The sequence below is a fragment of the Citricoccus sp. CH26A genome, assembly GCF_000224415.1.
Taxonomy (GTDB): Bacteria; Actinomycetota; Actinomycetes; order Actinomycetales; family Micrococcaceae; genus Citricoccus.
The window spans coordinates 18,954-37,303 of sequence record NZ_AFXQ01000029.1 but is presented as its reverse complement, the minus strand read 5'-3'; the positions used below and the strand labels follow the sequence as shown (position 1 = coordinate 37,303).

The window sequence follows — 18,350 nt, the reverse complement described above, 5'->3', positions numbered from 1 at the left end:
GACGGCGGCCCCGCCCCCGACGCCGGTTCCGGCACCGCGTCCGAGCCACCCTCGGTCCCCGCAGCGGGGGAGGGCACCGCGGCGGGCACCGGGCCGGCGTCGGGCACCACGGAGGGACGCTTCGCCCGGCCGCGCTACGGCCGCCACGCCGAGCGCCCTGCCGGCGAGACCGGCGCGGAACCCGGCGCCGGACCGGACACCGAGCCTCCGGCGCGCGACGACGACCCGGCCTGACACCGGCCGGGCCGTCACGGGCGGGCCTCAGCGCTGGAGGTCGGCCATCCAGGACTCGATCGCCTCGGGGGTGCGCGGCAGGGCGGCGGAGAGGTTCTCGGCACCCTCGTCGGTGACGCGGATGTCGTCCTCGATGCGGATGCCGATGCCGCGGTACTCCTCGGGCACGGCCAGGTCCTCGGCCTTGAAGTACAGGCCCGGCTCGATGGTGAAGACCATGCCCGGCTTCAGCTCGCCGTCGAGGTAGAGCTCCCGCTTGGCCTGGGCACAGTCGTGGACGTCGAGACCGAGGTGGTGGCTGGTGCCGTGCGGCATCCACCGACGGTGCTGCTGGCCCTCCGGGGACAGGGCCTCCTCCACGGTGACCGGCAGCAGGCCCCACTCGTACAGGCGCTCGGCGAGCACCCGCATGGCGGTCTCGTGGATCTGGCGGAACCGGATGCCCGGCCTGACGATCTCGAAGGCGGCGTCGGCGGCGTCCAGCACCGCCTGGTAGACCTTGCGCTGCACGTCCGTGAACGTCCCGTTGACCGGCAGCGTGCGGGTGATGTCCGCGGTGTAGAGGGAGTCGGCCTCCACGCCGGCGTCCACGAGGATCAGGTCCCCGTCCCGCACCGCGCCGTTGTTGCGGATCCAGTGCAGCACGGTGGCGTTGTTCCCGGAGGCCGCGATCGTGTCGTAGCCCAGGTCGTTGCCCTCCAGCCGGGCGCGGGAGAAGAATGCGCCCTCGACGATGCGCTCACCGCGCTCGTGGCCGGCCGCCGCGGGAAGCACCTTCACGATGTCCTCGAACCCGGAGATGGTGGCCGCGACCGAGCCGCGCAGTTCCTCGATCTCCCAGCCGTCCTTGACCAGGCGCAGCTCGGAGAGGAACTCGGCCAGCTCGGCGTCGAGCCCGTCCGAGACCTCCAGGTCCACGCCGGTGTTGATCCGCGAGGTGTCGACCAGGGCCTCGACGTCCAGGTCCGAGCCGCGCAGCAGGCGGATCCGGACCCCGCCGATCTCCACCGCGCCGGCGTTCTTGGTGACCGCGACCTCCAGCCCGGACAGGTCGGAGGTGCGGATGCCGGTGCGGGACTGCATCTGGCCGAGGGTGGGGCGGGCACCGATCCAGAACTCGCCGGTGCGGGCGTTGGAGTAGAACTCCTCGGAGTCACGGCCGGCCAGCGGACGGAAGTACAGGGTGGCCTCGTGGTCCGAGCCGTGGTCGCCGGTCCCCGGGTCCACCGGTTCCAGCACGAGCACGGCGTCCGGCTCGTGGTCCACTCCGAGCCCGGTCAGGTGGGCGAACGCGGAGTGGGCGCGGAACCGGTAGTCGGTGTCGTTGGAGCGGACCTTCAGCGGACCGGCCGGGACGACGATGCGCTCGCCCCGGTACTTCTCGGACAGGGCCGCCCGGCGCTTGGCCGCGAACGGCGCAGAGGTGTCCGGCATGACCAGGGGGGTCTCGGCCGGGGCCCAGTTCGAGCCCATGAACTCCTTGAAGGCCTCGGAGGTCGGCTTCTGGGACCGGTTGTTCACTCGGTCCTCGATGGGCTGGGTGTCGTGGTCCGGGGTCTCCGGGGTCTGGGACTGTGCATCACTCATGGCGTCCATCATCGCACTGCGCCCGGCGTTGGCTAGGCTGGTGGTCATGCCGTTCGACCTGCACACGCACTCCAACATCTCGGATGGCACCGAACCGCCCGCCACCGTGGTGCGCGCTGCGGCCAGGGCCGGACTGAGCGGCCTGGCGCTGACCGACCACGACTCCACGGCCGGCTGGGCCGAGGCCGCGGACCAGGCGGTGGCCTCGGGGATCGTACTCATCCCGGGCATGGAGGTCTCCTGCGTCTCGGACACCGGCATCAGCGTGCACCTGCTGTCCTACCTGCACGACCCCCACGATCCGGACCTGTCCGCGGAGATCGAGCGGTCCCGCAGCTCCCGCCTCACCCGGGCCCAGCGGATGGTGGACCGGTTGGCCGAGGACTTCCCGATCACGTGGGACCACGTGCTGCGCCACTCCACGCCGGACGCCACGATCGGCCGGCCGCACATCGCCGACGCGCTCGTCTCCCTGGGCGCGGTGGAGGACCGTTCGGCGGCGTTCACCTCGATCCTGACGCCGCGCTCCAAGTACTACGTGGGCCACTACGCACCGGACCCGGTGGACGCGGTCCGGCTGGTCCTGGCGGCCGGGGGAGTGCCCGTGTTCGCCCATCCCCTGGCCTCCATGCGCGGGCGCGTGGTCGGTACGGAGCTGTTCCACGAGATGATCGACGCCGGGCTGGCCGGGGTGGAGGCCGACCACCGGGACAACCCGGACGACGCCCGCCGCTGGTTGCGCGTGCTCGCCCGCCAGCACGGGATGTTCGTCACCGGTTCCTCCGACTACCACGGGGCCGGCAAGCCCAACCGGATCGGGGAGCACACCACCGACGCGGCCGTGGTGCAGCAGATCATCGAGCGCGGCACGGGCACCGAGGTCATCTACCCCTGACCCCTGGGGTGGACGGCGGAGGACACCGGGGGGTTCAGGGGCAGGGCGGCGCCTGTTCAGCGCCAGGGGTTCCGGGTCACGGACACGTGCAGCGTCCAGGCCGCCAGGCCGAGGAAGGCCAGGGCCTGGACCCCGAGCAGGCCCAGGTCGATGAGCCATTGTCCGGCCGTCGGCTCGAACAGCGGGTCGATTCCGGGCGCGGGGGGTTGTTGTAGGCCCACTGTCGCGGCCGTCGCCGCATAGCCGAAGCGAGCGGGAAGCAACCAGGACACCTGCTCGAGGCCATCGCGTCCCGCCAGCGGGAACAGCCCGCCGCACAGGATCAGCTGGGACATCACCATGGCGACGAGTGCGGGCATGGTCTGTTCGGTGGACGTCACGGCTCCGGATACGGCCAGTGCGGCGACGGCCATGGCCACGCCGACCGCCGCTATCGCCACGGCGACCTCCACGCGTCCGTCACCCAGGAGCAGGGCCTCGTCCGGTCCCGGCAGGCCGAGGAGGGCGAGCACGGTGAACACCACGCATTGGCACGCCACCAGCACGCCGAGCACCACGGCCTTGCTGAGCAGGTAGGCCGCCGGCGAGAGCCCGACGGCGCGCTCTCGTCGGTAGATCGGCCGCTCCCCGACGAGTTCGCGGATGGACAGCGCGGTTCCCATCAGGGCGGCGCCGACGACGAGGACCACCAGGCGTTGCTGGACTTGATTGACGTCGCCCTGTGCCTCACTCAGGGACAACCCGGCCCTGCCGGGGAAGGCCTGCGCCATCAGCGCGAGCAGCATGGGCATGCCGATCAGGAGCATGACGAAGAGCCGGTCCGCGGCGACCACCGAGACGTTGCGCCGGATGAGCGTCCACAGCTGGCGAGCCGGCGCCGTCCGCTGCGGTGGCGGGGCCGCCGCGGCCGGGACCGGCACCTGGACTGACGTGGTCCGACCCGCGTAGGCGTCACGGGCGGAGGCCCGTGCGTTGCGGTCCACCCAGGTCTCGTCCTCCAGGGCCGCGAATGCCGAGGGGTAGTCGTCCACGCCGAAGAAGGGCAGCACCTCTGCCGGCGGTCCGAAGAACGCGACGCGTCCGCCCCGGGCCAGGACGAGCACGCGATCGCACTCGTCCAGGGCCAGGACGCTGTGCGTGACGACCAGCACCACTCGGTCGCAGTCGGCCAGCGACCGCAGGCTCTCCATGACCTGCCTGTCCAGGCCGGGATCGAGTCCGGACGTGGGCTCGTCCAGGAACAGCAGTCGCGGTGCCGTGAGCAACTCCAGGGCGATCGAGGTCCGTTTGCGCTGGCCCCCCGAGAGGGAATCGATCCTCTGGTCTGCCTGGCCCGTCAGGTCGACCTCCGCGAGGACCTCATCGACCCGCTGGTCCCGCTCTGCCGGGCGCAGGTCCGGAGGCAGGCGCAACCGGGCGGCGAACTGGAGCGCCCTGCGAACGGTGAGCTGGCGGTGGAGGATATCCTCCTGCGGCACCAGCCCCACCAGGAACCGGAGCTGGGCGTACTCGGTGTAGAGGTCCCGCCCGTTCCAGGTGACCTGTCCGCGCGTCGCCGGCTGCAGCCCGGTCAGTGCGCCCAGCAGCGTCGACTTGCCCGCACCGGACGGGCCGATCACGCCCACGAGTGTGCCGGAGGGGACGGTGATCGAGACATCGTCCAGCAGCTGTACGCCGGACTTCGTGGTGACCTTCAGGTTCCGGGCGCTGAAGACGGGAGGTCCAGACGGCGGTGTGACCACATCCTCTTCATTCCACATCACCATGGTCGAACCAACTCCGATTGGGGCACCCTTGCTCGGCAGGCCCTCGCCGTGGACACGTCCGGTCTTGAGGGAGGTGCCGCTGAAGCTACCAGCGTCGCACCGGACGGCGCCATGGCCGCCCGCCCCGAGGGTCGCGGGACGGCGCAAAGCAAGTGGAAGACGAGTGGAGGACCAGCAGATCGTCGCGCATCGCGGCGGACGAGTGCGGTCCCCCGAGCCGGTCCCCGGCCGGACACGAGGCAGGGCCCTCCGGCAGGGGTGCGGAGGGCCCTGGCCCTCTCACGGCCCGGTGCGGACCTCCAGGTGGGCGGTGACCGGCGCCAGCCGTCGGCGCATCACCTCGATCGCCTCGGGGTTCTGGTCCACCAGCACGAACCTGCGCCCGAGTTCCGCCGCCGCGGCCCCCAGCGTCCCGGAGCCGGCGAAGAAGTCCAGCACCCAGTCTCCGCGCCGGGACGAGGCGGCGACCATCCGGCGCAGCAGGCCCAGGGGCTTCTGCGTCGGATAACCGGTCTTCTCCCTGCCGGTGGGGGAGACGATGGTGTGCCACCACACGTCGGTGGGCAGCTTGCCCCGCGCGGCCTTCTCCGCGGTGACCAGACCCGGTGCCATGTACGGTTCCCGGTCCACCTCGGCGGAGTCGAACCAGTACCCGTCGGGGTCCTTCACGTAGACCAGGATCGTGTCGTGCTTGGACGGCCAGCGCCGCTTGGACCGGCCACCGTAGTCGTAGGCCCAGATGATCTCGTTCAGGAAGCACTCCCGGCCGAAGATCGCGTCCAGCATGACCTTGGCGTAGTGCACCTCCCGGTAGTCCAGGTGCAGGTACAGCGTCCCGTCCTCGGCCAGCAGCCGCCAGGCCTCGCGCAACCGCGGCTCGAGGAACTCCCAGTAGTCGGCGAAGGCGTCGTCATAGGAGGCCAGCGCCCCCTTGATGGTCCGGTACCCGCGGCCGCCGAAGCCGATCCGGTCCGCCTCCTCCTCGGGGGCGCGCACGGTGGTCAGCTGTTGACGTCGCTGGGTCCGTCCGGTGTTGAACGGCGGGTCGAGGTACACCACGGTGAAGGCCCCGCCCGGCAGCGACGGCAGGAACTCCAGGTTCTCCGCCGCCACCACGAGGTCGGGGCCCTCGGGGTCGAAATGCGTCACGTCAGGGCGTCATCCGCGACCGGCGCCTCAGCGGTCCTCGGGCTGCGCACCGGACTGGCCGGCCTCGCCCCCGGCGACCACGTTGCCGTTGCGGCGGCGCGTGCGGGTCCGGCTGCGTCCGCGGCTGCGGCTCGCACGCTGCTCGCCGCCCTCGGTTCCGGCCCCTGCCGCTGCGCCGTCACGACGCCGGCCCTCACCCTCCGTGCCCTGCTCGCCGTCGCGCGGCGCGCGCTCGGAGCGCTCACCCCGTCCGCCGCGCTCGGCGTCGCGGCCGCCGGAGCGTCCACGCCCACGGCCCCGGCCCCCGTCGGACCCGTCCCGGCCACCGCGTCCGCGGCCGCCCTCACGGCCGCCACGGGGTGCGCCCGGGCCGCCGAGGTCCTCGAGCTGCTCCGCGTCCAGTCCCGCCTTGGTGCGCTGCGACCGGGGCAGCCGGCCCTTGGTCCCCTTCGGGATGCCGAGGTCCGCGAAGAGGTGCTTCGAGGAGGAGTAGGTCTCCGGCGGTTCCGGGACGTCGAGCCCCAGGGCCTTGTTGATCAGGGTCCACCGGGGCATGTCCTCCCAGTCCACCAGGGTCACGGCGGTGCCCTTGTTGCCGGCGCGGCCGGTGCGGCCCACCCGGTGCAGGTAGGTCTTCTCGTCCTCGGGGCACTGGAAGTTGATCACGTGGGTGACGTCGTCCACGTCGATGCCGCGGGCGGCGACGTCCGTGGCGACGAGCACGTCGATCTTGTCCCCGCGGAAGGCACGCAGGGCCTGCTCGCGGGCGCCCTGGCCGAGATCGCCGTGGATGGATCCGGCGGCGAAGCCGCGCTTCTCCAGTTCGTCGGAGAGCCTGGCCGCCGTGCGCTTGGTGCGGGTGAAGATGATGGTCTTGCCGCGGCCCTCCGCCTGCAGGGAGCGGGCCACCAGCTCGTCCTTGTCCATGTGGTGGGCGCGGTACACCAGCTGGCGGATGTCCTTCTTGGTGATGCCCTCGTCCTCGGGGTCCGCGGCGCGGATATGGGTCGGCTGCGTCATGTACCGGCGGGCCATGGCGACCACGGGGCCGGGCATGGTCGCGGAGAACAGCATGGTCTGGCGGACCTCGGGCACCGCGGACAGCAGGGTCTCGACGTCCGGCAGGAAGCCCAGGTCCAGCATCTCGTCGGCCTCGTCGAGGACGACGATCTTCACCAGCTTCAGGTTCAGGTGCCGCTGGCGCATCAGGTCGATCAGGCGGCCGGGGGTGCCGACCACGACCTCCACGCCGCGCTGCAGCTCCTCGATCTGCGGCTCGTAGGCCCGGCCGCCGTAGATGGTGGCGATGCGCACGGACCGCTTCGAGGCGGCGGCGGTGATGTCCGCGGCCACCTGGTTGGCGAGCTCACGGGTGGGGGCGACCACGAGGGCCTGCGGGGCACCGGGGGCCGCCAGCCGGTCGAAGCCCTCCTCGTCCGGGCCGATGACACGCTGCAGCAGCGGCAGGCCGAAGCCGAGGGTCTTGCCGGTACCGGTCTTGGCCTGGCCGATGATGTCATGACCGCCCAGGGCGACCGGCAGGGTCATGGCCTGGATGGGGAAGGGATGGGTGATGCCCTTCTCGGCGAGGGCCTCGACCATGTCGGCGCGCACGTTGAAGTCGGCGAAGGACTTCTCGGGCTGCGGCGCGTTGGGCTCGGTGATGTCGATGGAGTCCTCGACGTCGATGGTCTCCAGGGAGGCCGTGGCGAGGTCCTCGGTGTCGATGTCGTTGTCGGCGGCGATCTTGTGTTCAGGGGTCATGGGGGAGTTCGGTCCCGTCGTTCAGGCACGTCGGCCCGGTGCGATGGCACTGTCTGCGAGTGCACTCCGGCGGCTCGCCCACACGTGGGGGCGGCGCGGATCGGCCGGACGCCGTGCGTCCTTGTGGTGGAGCCGATCGCTGGGAGTTGCCGGGACGTCCTCCGCGAGGGGGAGTCCCGGGACCCGGGCTGGGCCACACCGCTGACGGGGCGGGGCCGCGTGCCGGATCCGGTAAGTCAGATCACGAGGGTGAACACAGATGAACAGTGCGACCGGTCATCCTTGGTAGGGATCAGTCTACCGGTCCGGGCGCGTCCTGGTGTGCGCCGTCCCCGGCCGGGGCCTGGCCGGCCACCCGGAACAACACCGTCCGGGTGGCCATGTCCGCGCGCACCAGGACCACCCGGATGCGGCTGCCGGCCTCGGCGAAGCCCTCGTAGCGGGCCAGTACGGGCGGGTGCTCGACCTGGACCTCGCCCCACGGCAGCCGTCCCTGCGCACGGGCCTTCTCCTCCTGCTCGGGGTCCGGTCCGGAGACCACCACGGCGGTGAACTCCTGCCCCTCCAGGCCGTGCAGCGAGGCCGCCTCCACCAGTTCCAGGGCGGCGTTGGAGGTCCGGGAGGCCAGCAGGTTGGACTCCCTCATGGCCTCGGGCAGGGCCGGCAGGATGGCGCGGATCCCCTCCGGGACGCGCTCGCCGTGCAGCAGGGCCAGGCAGGTCACCAGGACGAAGCGATCCACGAGGCGGCGCAGCGGCGCCGTCGTGTGGGCGTAGGGCGCCGCGATGGCGGACTGCACGGCGATCTCGGGAGCGTCACCGTCGAAGGGGGTGTATCCGGCGCCGCGGAACAGGGAGGTGGCGGCGTGCATGATGGCCAGTTGCTGCGGGTCCCTGATGTCCAGTCCGCGCAGGTACTCCCCGTAGGACTGCCGATCGGACCACGGGTGGCCCAGCGCGCGGGTGCGTGCCCGGAACCGGTCGATGGAGTCCGCGTCCGCCGGCGGCATGGTGCGCAGGAGGCCGATCCCGCCCTCCAGCATGATCCGCGCGGCGGCCATCCCGGTGAGCAGGGACACCTGCGCGTTCCAGTCCTCGACCTCCAGCGGGGGAGCGGTCAGCACCGCGTAACCGTGGTCGGTGACCGTGATCTCCTGTTCGGGAAGTCTCAGGCTGGCCCCGCCTCGCGCCGCCTCCTGACGGGTGCGCAGGATCCCGACCTGCTTGAGCAGGGCCAGGGACGTGGCGGTCTCGTCGTCCGCGGCGCCCGGGCCGGCATCGATCCTGGCCTGGGCCTGTTCATAGGTGAGCTGCTCGCGGCTGCGCACGGTGGCCCGTTCCAGGGCGGTGTCCACCAGGGCGCCGTCGGCGTCCAGGACGAAGGTCCACAGGTACGCCCCGCGGTCCACGCGCGGCAGCAGCGAGCCGGCGTCCTCGCTGATCACCTCGGGGTGGAGGGGCACGCGTCCGTCCGGGAGGTAGATCGTCTGGCCGCGCCGCAGGGTCTCGGCGGCCAGGGCACCGCCCGGGGCGATGAACGCCGGGACGTCCGCGATGGCGTAGTGCACGGTGAACCCGTCCGGATGTCCCTCGGCCCCGCGCTCGATGTACAGGGCCTGGTCGAGATCGGTGGACCCGGGCGGATCGATGGTCACCAGCGGCAGGTCCGTCCGGTCGTTCTCCGGCAGCGACCGCACGACGGCGGCGGCGGCCCGCTCGGCCTCGTCCAGCACCTCGGGGGCGAACGCGGTGGGCAGGTCGAACTCCTCGCGCAGGGCGGCCAGGCTGCGCGCCAGTTCGGTCTGCGCGGCGGAGCGGGCGAGGTCCAGATGGTAGTAGGCCACGGATCACACCCTACCGGCGGGTCGGGGGATCCCGGCGGGCCCTCGTGGCCTGCAGGTCGTTGACCGATCGCGGGGGTGGGCGGCACGGTGGGATGCATGACTGGCAAGGGAATCCTCACCACCGCCGAACTCGACGCCGCCCTGTCCGGGCTGCCGGACTGGCGGCGCCGGAACACCGGGATATACACCGCCTATCGATGCGCGGACAGCGCCGCCGCGGTGGACCTGATGGGCCGTATCGGCGCGGTGTGCCAGGAGCTCGACCACCACCCGGACCTGGACTGGCGGTACGATCACCTGTTCATCGACTCGTCCAGCCATGACGCCGGCGGTGCCGTGACGAAGCGGGACGTGCGGCTGGCCCGGAGGATCTCCGAACTGGCCGCCGACGCCGGGGCCACCCCGGTGCCGGCCGAGAACCGTACCTACGATCTGGCCCTGGACACCCGGGACCCGTCGGCGCTGGAGGACTTCTGGACCACGGCCCTGGGGTACCGGAGGAACGACCGGACCGGAGACCTGCGGGATCCCTGGGGGCGCGGGCCGGGGTTCTGGTTCCAGCGGACAGACACCCCGGACCCCGCCCCATGCACGTGGACGTCAACGGCCCGCGGGACGGCTGGGACCCGGTGCGCGCCGCACTCACCGAACGCTCACGCGACCAGCGGGAGGACGCCACCTTCGCGCCGCGCTGGTGGATCTACACCGACGCGGACGGCAACCGGGTGTGCCTGTGCAGCGGGGAGGAGGACGCCGGTGACGGCGCCGATGCCTAGGTCAGGCGCTCGGGGCGGCGACGAAGCCCACGGGGCGGGCGGCCTCGGTGCCGATCTCCACGTAGCCGATGATGCCGGCGGGGATCATGACCAGGCGGCCCTTGGTGTCCTTCAGTCGCAGCATGCCGCCGTCGGAGATGGCGTCGGAGACCAGGCGGGCGACGTCCTCGTTGCTGGCGTCCGATTCGATGACGACTTCGCGGGCCACGTTCTGCACGCCGATGCGGATCTCCATGGCGGTCTCCTTCAGTAGGTCACGGGCCGTCCAGGGGGCCGGCCGGGCTGCTCTTACGTCGCCAGACTAGGCGAAAACCGGCGCTCGACGGGCGGATGCGCCGGTTCTTCGGCTGGCGGCGTAACGTGCCGCCGGCCGGTCAGCCCTCCTTGGGGAACCGGCTGATGCCACGCCAGGCCAGCCGGAAGGCGAGGTCCGCGGCGCTCTCCAGGTCCGGGCGTCCCTCCTGGCCGGCCTGCCCGGCCCAGTGGCGGGACGCGGACTGCGCGAGCCCGGCCAGGCCGTGGCCCAGCAGCAGCGCCTCCTCCCGCGAGAGCCGGGTGTCCGCGGCGATGATCTCGGCGATGTCCGTGGCGAAGCGGTGGTCCATCTCCTCGATCCGGCCCGCGACCTCGGGGTCGTTGTTCAGCCCGGAGTCGAAGATCAGGCGGTAGGCACGGTCCGGCCGGTCCACGAACTGGAAGCAGGCCCTGATGGTGGCCAGGACCCGCTCCTTGTTGTCCGTGGTCGAACCCAGCGCGTCGGAGAGGGCGCCCTGCAGGAGCGTCAGCTGGGTGTCCATCAGGTCCAGGAAGAGCTCGTGCTTGCCGGGGAAGTGCTGGTAGAGCACCGGCTTGGACACGGCGGCCGCCACGGCGATGTCGTCCATGGAGGTGTCGTGGTAGCCGTGCTCCACGAAGACCTGCTGCGCGGCGTCCAGGAGCTGGCGCCGCCGCTCCTCGCGGGGCAGCCGGGACTGGCGCATGGGGCTGGAGGTCACGGTGAGGCCTTTCTGCACGGGGACGCCCGGTCAGGACGGTGTCGAGGAGTCTACCGGCCGGTAGGACGGTGGGGGTACGCCGGTCGTCGGGGCCGGTCAGGCTATCCGGGGCGAGGCGGCGAGGGCGTCCGGCAGGGCGTCCTCGCGCGGGTCGCCGACCGGGCAGGACCCCGGGGCGCCGTTCGCCGTGGCGGGCGAGACGTCCAGGCCGAAGAGGACGTTCAGCGCGTTCTCGTACTCATCGAGGCGACCCTCGGCGGCGAGTTCCTTGGCGCGGACCGTGGGCTCGTGGAGCATCTGCCGGACCATGCGACGCAGGGCGAACTCGACCTCCTCGGCGGCCGCGGTGCACCCGTGCCGGCTGCGCACCCGCTGCATCTCGGAGTCCAGCACCCGCTGTGTGTGCCGGCGCAGGGCCACGATGGCCTCGTTGGCGCTGCGGGACTTGCGCTCCTGCAGGAAGCCGTCCACGGCGCCGTCCACGAGCTGCGCGGCGGCGGTCAGGGCGGCCTGCTGTCCCTCCGGCGCGGCCATCTTCACCGATTCCAGGGTGATGAGGTCCACGCCGGGCAGGTCGGCGATGGCGGGGTCGAAGTCATGGGTCAGGGCCAGGTCCAGGACGGTCAACCGGGCGGTGACACCCTCGCGCAGGCGCCGCAGGGTCTCGGCCTCGAGCCGTCGGTCACCACCGGAGCAGCCGATGATCACGTCCGCCTCCGCGATGGCCCCGTGGATCTTCTCGCCCCCCAGGGCCAGGGCCCAGCCACCACGGTCGGCGACGAAGGCCTCCGCGCGGCCGGAGGACGAGTGCACGCCCACGTTGGCGGCGCCGCGGTCGGCCAGCTGGGCCAGCGTGGTCCCCGCGTAGGCCCCGGTGCCGATCAGCAGGATGTTGGCGTCCTGCCAGAAACGCTGGGCGCCGACCACCGAGGTGCCGGCCCGCATGCTGGTGGCCAGGTCCAGGGCCACGGAGACGATCGAGCGGCCCGCCGTGCCCAGGGCGGTGTGCGTGCCCACGTCCTTGGCGGTGCGGGTGGCGGACTCGAAGAGCTTGGTCAGGGTCCCGGTGGCGGTGCCGGATTCCCGGGCGGCGCCGAGCGCGCGCCGGACCTGGCCGGCGATCTCGCGCTCTCCCACGACGGCCGACTTCAGCCCGGCGCCGACCTCGAACAGGTGCCGGACCGCCGCGTCGCCGGCGAGGGTCCGGAACGAGGAGGCGACGGCGTCCGTGGACAGGCCCGATCCCCGGGCGATGGCCTCGACGAGCTCCTGGCGGGCCCGGTCCACGGATCCCTCGTCCGGGGCCTCGGCATAGATCTCCACCCGGTTGCAGGTGGCCAGCACGACCGCCCCCTGGGCGGTCGAGGTGGGGATGGCTGAGGCGACCTCGTCGGTGCCGTTGCTCAACTGCGCCACCGTGTCGAGGTCAAGGTCGGTGTGCGAGGCAACCAGGGAAAACAAAGTCACAATGCGAGCGATTCTACCGCCTGTAGAGCATGAGGGGCCACCGGACCTGCCGGTCAGCGGAAACACGGGCGGGTTCGATGGAAGAATGGGCGCCATGCCTTCCTCCACCGCCCTGCCCGCCGACCACCCGCTGATCACCACGGACCCCGCCCGCTCGACGGCGTCGTCACCGCTGATCACCGCCTACCGCGGCGGTACCCCGTCCCGGAAGCCGGTGTGGTTCATGCGCCAGGCAGGGCGTTCCCTGCCGGAGTACCGGGCCCTGCGTGAGGGCACCGACATGCTGGAGTCCTGCCTGAGGCCCGCGATGGCCTCGGAGATCACGCTGCAGCCCGTGCGCCGGCATGACGTGGACGCCGCCATCTTCTTCTCCGACATCGTCATCCCGCTGAAGCTGGCCGGCGTCGACGTCGACATCGTGCCCGGCACCGGTCCCGTCCTGGGCGCCGCCGTGCGCACCGCCGAGGACGTCGCGGCCCTGCCCGAGCTGACGGACGAGGCCCTGGAACCCATCCGCGAGGCCGTGCGGCTGACCGTGGCCGAACTCGGCTCGACCCCCCTGATCGGCTTCGCCGGGGCGCCGTTCACCGTGGCCGCCTACATGGTCGAGGGCCGCCCCTCGCGCGATCACCTGGGCCCGCGGACCATGATGCACGCCGACCCGGAGACCTGGAACGCGCTGGCCGAGTGGGCCGCGGACGCCTCGGGCCGGTTCCTGCGCGCCCAGATCGAGGCCGGGGCCTCGGCCGGCCAGCTCTTCGACTCCTGGGCCGGGTCACTCTCCCTGGCCGACTACCTGGAGTACGTCCAGCCCCATTCAGCCCGGGCCCTGTCCCACGTCCAGGACCTGGCCGGTGAGACCGGGGTGCCGCTCGTGCACTTCGGCACCGGCACGGGGGAGATCCTGCCCGCCATGCGCGACGCCGGCGCCTCCGTGGTGGGCGTCGACTACCGGCTCCCCCTGGACGAGGCCCACCGCCGCCTGCAGGCCAGCCCGGGAGCGGACGGCCGCGGTGCGGTGCCCCTGCAGGGCAACATCGACCCCGCGTTGCTCTCCGCTCCCTGGGAGGTGCTCGAGGCCCACGTCCGCGAGGTCGTCGAGACCGGCCGGGTCGCCCCCGGGCACGTCGTGAACCTCGGCCACGGCGTGCCGCCGACCACGGACCCCGAGGTCCTGACCCGCGTCGTCGGGCTCATCCACTCGCTGCAGCCGTGAGGTCCGGCACCGAGGCGCACCGCCGCGGTCCGCGCCGGGCCGTCGTCGTCGGCGGTGGGATCGCCGGGCTGCTGTCCGCCTGGGAGCTGACCCGCTCCGGGCACGAGGTGACCCTGCTGGAGGCCACGGCCACCCTGGGGGGCTGCGTCGCGCCCGTCCGCGCCCCGTTGCCGGACGGCGCGGAACTGGTCCTCGACGCCGGCGCCGAGTCGTTCGCGGTCCGCACCCCCGCCGTGCGCGCGCTGGTCGAGGAGCTCGGGCTCTCCGACGCCGTCGTGAGCCCGAACCCCGTGGGCTCGTGGATGTACCTGCCGGACCCGGCCGGAGGCGGCGGGCGGGCCGTCCGCTCCCCGCGCGTCGGGATCCTGGGCATCCCCGGGGACCTCGACGCCCCCGAGGTCGCCGAGGCCCTGGGGGCCGACGCGCTGGAGCGGGCGCACCGGGACCTCGCCCTGCCGGTGGGGCGCTGGGAGCAGGCCCTGCTCGACGGCGGCCCGGTCACCGTCGGTGCGGTGGTGCGGGACCGGATGGGCGAGGGCGTGCTGCAGGTCCTCGTGGCGCCGGTCGTCGCCGGAGTGCACTCGGCAGACCCGGACACCCTCGACCTGCGGACCGTCGCCCCGGGCCTGCTGGAGGCGCTCGTGGCCGAGGGCTCGCTGGCCCGGGCGGTGGCCGCCCGGCGCGCCGCCGCCCCGCCCGGTGCCCTCGTGGCCTCCCTGTGCGGGGGGATGAACACCCTGACCGCGGCCCTGGTCCAGGCCCTGCGGGACGCCGGGGTCTCGATCCGGACCGGGATCCGCGCGACCGGGCTGGACCGTGCCGCGGACGGGTGGACCGTATCGGCGCGCACGCAGGAGGGCACGGACGAGACCCTGTCCGCCGGCCGCGTCGTCCTCGCCACCGACGGGCCGGCCGCCTGGGACCTGCTCGTCCCCGTGGCCGACGGTGCCCTGACCGCGGCGGACCGCCCGGCCGAGGGGGCCGGGGTCGCCCTGGTGACCCTGGTGGCCGACGCCGCCGGGCTCGACGCCGCCCCGCGGGGGACCGGCCTGCTGGTCTCCCCGCAGGTGCCGGCCGACGTCGTGGGCGCCAAGGCGATGACCCACGTGACCGCCAAGTGGGACTGGGTACGGACGGCACCGCACCGGCACGTGCTGCGCCTGTCCTACGGGCGCGTCACGGACGCCCCGGACGCCTCCACCCCGGGATACGGCACCGGCGACCGGGAACTGCTGGCCCGGGCCGTGGCCGACGCGAGCACGCTGACCGGCGTGGACCTGGCCGGTGCGGTGGTGCACTCCTTCGTGGTGCGCTGGCGAGCCGCCCTGCCGGCGGCGACCACCGCCCACCGGGCGGCCGTGCGCAGCGTCCGGGACTGGCTGGACGGGCAGGACGGCCTGGACGCCGTCGGGGCCTGGCTGGCCGGGACCGGACTGGCCGCCGTCGTCGGGGACGTCCGGCGCCGGATCGGTGCGGACCAGACCTGAGGGGTAGGCTGGACACGCCGTTCTACCGGCTGTAGAAGCCGGTGCGCGGCAACGACCACGGCAGCGCGGTGCACCGCACGTGCCCGACGCCACACGGTGACAACACAGGAGTTGTGACGATGACCGAGAACCAGGCAGCAGCGGACCCCGAGGCCGGGAGCGCCGAGCACGTCGAGTGGTTCACCACCTACACCGTCTTCGCCCGGAACGGGTCCGGCCAGGGCGGGGCACACACCGAGGCCGAGCGCCAGCGGGCGGTGAAGCAGTTCGACGCCGCGATCGCCGGGCTCGCCGAGCGCGGCGTGACGGTCCGGGGCACCTACGACGTCTCCGGCATGCGCGCCGACGCGGACGTCATGGTGTGGATGTACGGTCACGTCCCCGAGGACCTGCAGGCGGCCATCAGGACCCTGCGCCGGACCGAGCTGCTGGCCGGGACGCAGATCGTGCTGTCCGCGATGGGCTCGGACCGGATGGCCGAGTTCAACAAGGACCACGTGCCCGCGTTCGCCATGGGCCGCGAGCCGCTGAAGTGGCTGTGCTTCTACCCCTTCGTCCGCTCCTACGACTGGTACACCCTGGAGCCGGCCGAGCGCGGCCGGATGCTGAAGGACCACGGGCTGCTGGGCCGGGACTTCCCCATGGTCTGGGCCAACACCACGAGCGCCTTCGCCCTGAACGACTGGGAGTGGCTGCTCGGGCTTGAGGCGCCGAGGCTGAACCACCTGGTGGACATGATGCGCCACCTGCGCAACAACGAGACCCGTCACTACGTGCGCGAGGAGGTCCCGTTCTACACCGGACGCCTGATCTCCTCGGCCGAGATCGCAGAGGTGCTGGCCTGATGAGCGAGAACACCACCGGAACCGCCGGGCAGTCCTTCGACCCGCGCACCGGGTACGACGAGAACGGGGTCATGGCGCCCAAGGCCTACGACGCCGTGCTGCTGGCCTCCTTCGGCGGGCCCGAGGGCCAGGACGACGTGATCCCCTTCCTGCGCAACGTCACCCGGGGCCGGGGCATCCCGGACGAGCGGCTCGAGGAGGTGGCCACCCACTACCGGGCCAACGGCGGGGTCAGCCCCATCAACGCGCAGAACCGCGAGCTGAAGGCCGCGATCGAGGCCGAGCTGGCCGCCCGCGGCATCGACCTGCCGGTCTACTGGGGCAACCGCAACTGGGACCCCTACGTTCCCGAGACGCTGGAGCGCATCCACGCCGACGGCCACCGCCGGCTGCTGACCGTGACCACCTCGGCCTACTCCTGCTACTCCTCCTGCCGCCAGTACCGCGAGGACCTGGGGATGGCCCTGCGCTCCACCGGTCTGGAGGGCAAGCTGGAGGCCGACAAGGTCCGCCAGTACTTCAACCACCCCGGCTTCGTGGAGCCCTTCGCCGAGGGACTGCGCACCGGGCTGGCCGAGATCCGTGCCGAGCTCGCCGAGGCCGGCCGGGCCGGGGCCGGCTGCACCTGTTCTTCGCCACCCACTCCATCCCCACCGCCGACGCCGAGGCCGCCGGCCCGCGTCCGCTGGCCGCGGAGCTGCAGGAGAGGACCGGGCTGAAGCCCGGGGAGGGCAACGGCGCGGACGTCTACTCCGCCCAGCACCTGGACGTGGCCGAGGAGGTCCTCAAGCTCGTGCCGGAGGCCGAGGGCATCGACTGGTCGCTGGTCTACCAGTCCCGCTCCGGCGCCCCGCACGTCCCGTGGCTGGAGCCGGACATCAACGACGCCATCGAGGAACTGGCCGCGCGGTCCGGCGAGGACGGCACGGAGCCGCTGGCCGGGGTCGTGGTCATCCCGCTGGGCTTCGTCTCGGACCACATGGAGGTCGTCTGGGACCTGGACACCGAGGCCCGGGAGACCTGTGAGGAGCTCGGGCTGGCCTTCCGCCGGACCCCGACGCCGGGCACCCACCCCTCGTTCGTGTCCGGCCTGGTGGACATCGTCGAGGAACGGCTGGGCACCCGCGAGGGCCGCGCCGCCGTCGGCTGCTTCGGCCCGTGGTACGACGTCTGCCGGCCCAACTGCTGCGTCAAGGTCATGCGGGACGGCACCGTGCGGCCCACCGTGGCCGCCGTCGACTCCGAGGTGGGGGTGCCGTCCGCGTGAGTGGTGCAGGCACCGGCTTCACCGTCGGCACTCGCGGGTCGAACCTGGCCCGGACCCAGACCACCACGGTGGCCGAGGCGCTGGCCGCTGGGTCCGGGTTGGAGTACGAGCTGCGGATCATCCGCACCGAGGGGGACGTGACCACCGGGTCCCTCGCCTCTCTCGGCGGCACCGGTGTCTTCGCCTCCGCGCTGCGCGCCGCAGTGCTCGACGGCGACGTGCAACTGGCCGTGCACTCGCTCAAGGACCTGCCCTCCGCCCAGCCCGCCGGACTGCGGATCGCCGCCGTTCCGCAGCGCGTGGACGTCCGTGACGCCCTGTGCGCCCGGGACGGGCTGACACTGGCCGAGCTGCCCGAGGGGGCGACGGTGGGCACCGGCTCCCCGCGCCGGGTGGCGCAGCTGCTCGCCGTCCGCCCGGACCTGAAGGTCGTGGACATCCGCGGCAACGTCCAGACGCGACTGGCCCGGGTGCCGGGACTGGAACAGCACGACGACCATGCACCCGCAGCGGCCGGCTCCCCCCGGGGGGACCTGGACGCGGTGATCCTGGCCTGCGCCGGCCTGGACCGGATCGAGATGCAGTGGGCGATCACCGAGCGGCTCGCGCCGACCGTGATGCTGCCGGCGCCCGGCCAGGGTGCCCTGGCGGTGGAGTGCCGGCCGGAGACCGCCGATGCCGGGGACGCCCTGGCCCAGGCGCTGGCCGGGTACGACGACCCCGTCACGCGACTGCAGGTCACCGCCGAGCGCGGGTTGCTCGAGCGACTGGAGGCCGGCTGTGCCGCGCCCATCGGCGCCCTGGCCCGCGTGGAGAAGGACCCGACCCGGCTGGTGCTGGACGCCGTGGTGGCCGCCACCGACGGCAGCCGCGTGCTGCGCAAGCACGCCTCCGTGGAGCTGCCCGCCGTGCGGATCCGGTTCGAGGACGGGTCACCGGACGAGAAGACCCTCGCGGCGGCCCGGGCCCTGGGCATCGAGGTGGCCGAGGCGCTGCTGGCCGACGGCGCGGACCTGCTCCCGGCCGACCGCTGACGGATGCCGGGACGGTGCCCGTGAC

At 72.9% G+C, this 18,350-nt stretch carries 14 protein-coding genes and 3 pseudogenes; 9 read left to right on the top strand and 8 right to left on the bottom strand.

Features of this window, described 5'->3' with window-relative positions; translation table 11 throughout:
- Positions 1-234 (top strand): annotated as a pseudogene (locus CITRI_RS19725) (hypothetical protein); the annotation flags it as partial.
- A gap of 27 nt (positions 235-261) precedes the next feature.
- Here CITRI_RS19725 and CITRI_RS0113780 read toward each other — a convergent pair.
- Positions 262-1,833 carry an aminopeptidase P family protein gene (locus CITRI_RS0113780; protein WP_369732348.1) on the bottom strand — a complete coding sequence of 524 codons (1,572 nt, stop codon included), beginning with the start codon at positions 1,831-1,833 and terminating at the stop codon, positions 262-264.
- A 34-nt stretch (positions 1,834-1,867) separates the two neighbouring features.
- Between CITRI_RS0113780 and CITRI_RS0113775 the strand changes: the two genes are divergently transcribed.
- Positions 1,868-2,716 carry a PHP domain-containing protein gene (locus CITRI_RS0113775; RefSeq protein ID WP_029139349.1) on the top strand — a complete coding sequence of 283 codons (849 nt, stop codon included), beginning with the start codon at positions 1,868-1,870 and terminating at the stop codon, positions 2,714-2,716.
- Positions 2,717-2,772: 56 nt separating this feature from the next.
- Here the strand turns inward: CITRI_RS0113775 and CITRI_RS17875 are convergent, their stop codons facing one another.
- The 4 genes from CITRI_RS17875 to CITRI_RS0113755 form a co-directional block, all read right to left on the bottom strand.
- Positions 2,773-4,458 carry an ABC transporter ATP-binding protein gene (locus CITRI_RS17875; RefSeq protein ID WP_010145480.1) on the bottom strand — a complete coding sequence of 562 codons (1,686 nt, stop codon included), beginning with the start codon at positions 4,456-4,458 and terminating at the stop codon, positions 2,773-2,775.
- A gap of 303 nt (positions 4,459-4,761) precedes the next feature.
- Complete coding sequence (locus tag CITRI_RS17870) at positions 4,762-5,631, bottom strand: site-specific DNA-methyltransferase (RefSeq protein ID WP_010145479.1); 870 nt, start codon at positions 5,629-5,631, stop codon at positions 4,762-4,764.
- A 27-nt stretch (positions 5,632-5,658) separates the two neighbouring features.
- Positions 5,659-7,395, bottom strand: a complete 1,737-nt coding sequence (locus CITRI_RS0113760; protein ID WP_010145478.1) for a DEAD/DEAH box helicase — start codon at positions 7,393-7,395, stop codon at positions 5,659-5,661.
- A 292-nt stretch (positions 7,396-7,687) separates the two neighbouring features.
- The gene (locus tag CITRI_RS0113755) at positions 7,688-9,238 is read right to left on the bottom strand and encodes an RNB domain-containing ribonuclease (protein ID WP_010145477.1); all 1,551 of its coding nucleotides are present in this window, start codon (positions 9,236-9,238) and stop codon (positions 7,688-7,690) included.
- Between the two features lie 96 nt (positions 9,239-9,334).
- Between CITRI_RS0113755 and CITRI_RS20650 the strand changes: the two are divergent.
- A pseudogene (locus CITRI_RS20650) lies at positions 9,335-9,805 on the top strand (4a-hydroxytetrahydrobiopterin dehydratase); the annotation flags it as partial.
- Between the two features lie 20 nt (positions 9,806-9,825).
- Positions 9,826-10,014, top strand: coding sequence for a hypothetical protein (locus tag CITRI_RS0113750; protein ID WP_029139348.1), 189 nt, complete (start codon positions 9,826-9,828; stop codon positions 10,012-10,014).
- Position 10,015: 1 nt separating this feature from the next.
- Here CITRI_RS0113750 and CITRI_RS0113745 read toward each other — a convergent pair whose 3' ends face one another.
- The 3 genes from CITRI_RS0113745 to CITRI_RS17865 all read right to left on the bottom strand — a co-directional run bounded on the left by CITRI_RS0113745 (position 10,016) and on the right by CITRI_RS17865 (position 12,476).
- Entirely contained in the window at positions 10,016-10,249 is a 234-nt protein-coding gene (locus CITRI_RS0113745; RefSeq protein ID WP_029139347.1) for a DUF3107 domain-containing protein, read from the bottom strand.
- A gap of 139 nt (positions 10,250-10,388) precedes the next feature.
- The gene (locus CITRI_RS0113740; protein ID WP_237709074.1) at positions 10,389-11,009 is read right to left on the bottom strand and encodes a TetR/AcrR family transcriptional regulator; all 621 of its coding nucleotides are present in this window, start codon (positions 11,007-11,009) and stop codon (positions 10,389-10,391) included.
- A 96-nt stretch (positions 11,010-11,105) separates the two neighbouring features.
- Complete coding sequence (locus tag CITRI_RS17865; RefSeq protein ID WP_050813703.1) at positions 11,106-12,476, bottom strand: glutamyl-tRNA reductase; 1,371 nt, start codon at positions 12,474-12,476, stop codon at positions 11,106-11,108.
- Positions 12,477-12,561: 85 nt separating this feature from the next.
- Here CITRI_RS17865 and hemE point away from each other — a divergent pair, with 85 nt between their 5' ends.
- From hemE to hemC, 5 genes and pseudogenes are all read left to right on the top strand, one after another.
- Entirely contained in the window at positions 12,562-13,692 is a 1,131-nt protein-coding gene (gene hemE, locus CITRI_RS0113730) for a uroporphyrinogen decarboxylase (RefSeq protein WP_010145472.1), read from the top strand.
- Positions 13,689-15,179: an NAD(P)/FAD-dependent oxidoreductase gene (locus CITRI_RS0113725; protein WP_010145471.1), complete on the top strand. Its 1,491-nt coding sequence runs from the start codon at positions 13,689-13,691 to the stop codon at positions 15,177-15,179. Before hemE ends, CITRI_RS0113725 begins: the two co-directional genes overlap by 4 nt.
- A gap of 119 nt (positions 15,180-15,298) precedes the next feature.
- The gene (gene hemQ, locus CITRI_RS0113720) at positions 15,299-16,024 is read left to right on the top strand and encodes a hydrogen peroxide-dependent heme synthase (RefSeq protein WP_010145470.1); all 726 of its coding nucleotides are present in this window, start codon (positions 15,299-15,301) and stop codon (positions 16,022-16,024) included.
- Positions 16,024-17,291: pseudogene (locus CITRI_RS17860) on the top strand (ferrochelatase). The gene hemQ and the pseudogene CITRI_RS17860 overlap by 1 nt, the downstream one beginning before the upstream one ends.
- The gene (gene hemC, locus CITRI_RS0113710) at positions 17,288-18,325 is read left to right on the top strand and encodes a hydroxymethylbilane synthase (protein ID WP_010145467.1); all 1,038 of its coding nucleotides are present in this window, start codon (positions 17,288-17,290) and stop codon (positions 18,323-18,325) included. Before CITRI_RS17860 ends, hemC begins: the two are co-directional and overlap by 4 nt.
- Positions 18,326-18,350 lie beyond the last annotated feature (25 nt).

What these genes read in the sequence shown, in the direction of transcription:
- CITRI_RS0113780 (WP_369732348.1), bottom strand. Translation starts at nt 1,833, where the DNA reads ATGATGGACGCCATGAGTGATGCACAGTCCCAGACCCCGGAGACCCCG.
- CITRI_RS0113775 (WP_029139349.1), top strand. Translation starts at nt 1,868, where the DNA reads ATGCCGTTCGACCTGCACACGCACTCCAACATCTCGGATGGCACCGAA.
- CITRI_RS0113760 (WP_010145478.1), bottom strand. Translation starts at nt 7,395, where the DNA reads ATGACCCCTGAACACAAGATCGCCGCCGACAACGACATCGACACCGAG.
- CITRI_RS0113750 (WP_029139348.1), top strand. Translation starts at nt 9,826, where the DNA reads ATGCACGTGGACGTCAACGGCCCGCGGGACGGCTGGGACCCGGTGCGC.
- CITRI_RS0113745 (WP_029139347.1), bottom strand. Translation starts at nt 10,249, where the DNA reads ATGGAGATCCGCATCGGCGTGCAGAACGTGGCCCGCGAAGTCGTCATC.
- hemE (WP_010145472.1), top strand. Translation starts at nt 12,562, where the DNA reads ATGGGCGCCATGCCTTCCTCCACCGCCCTGCCCGCCGACCACCCGCTG.
- hemQ (WP_010145470.1), top strand. Translation starts at nt 15,299, where the DNA reads ATGACCGAGAACCAGGCAGCAGCGGACCCCGAGGCCGGGAGCGCCGAG.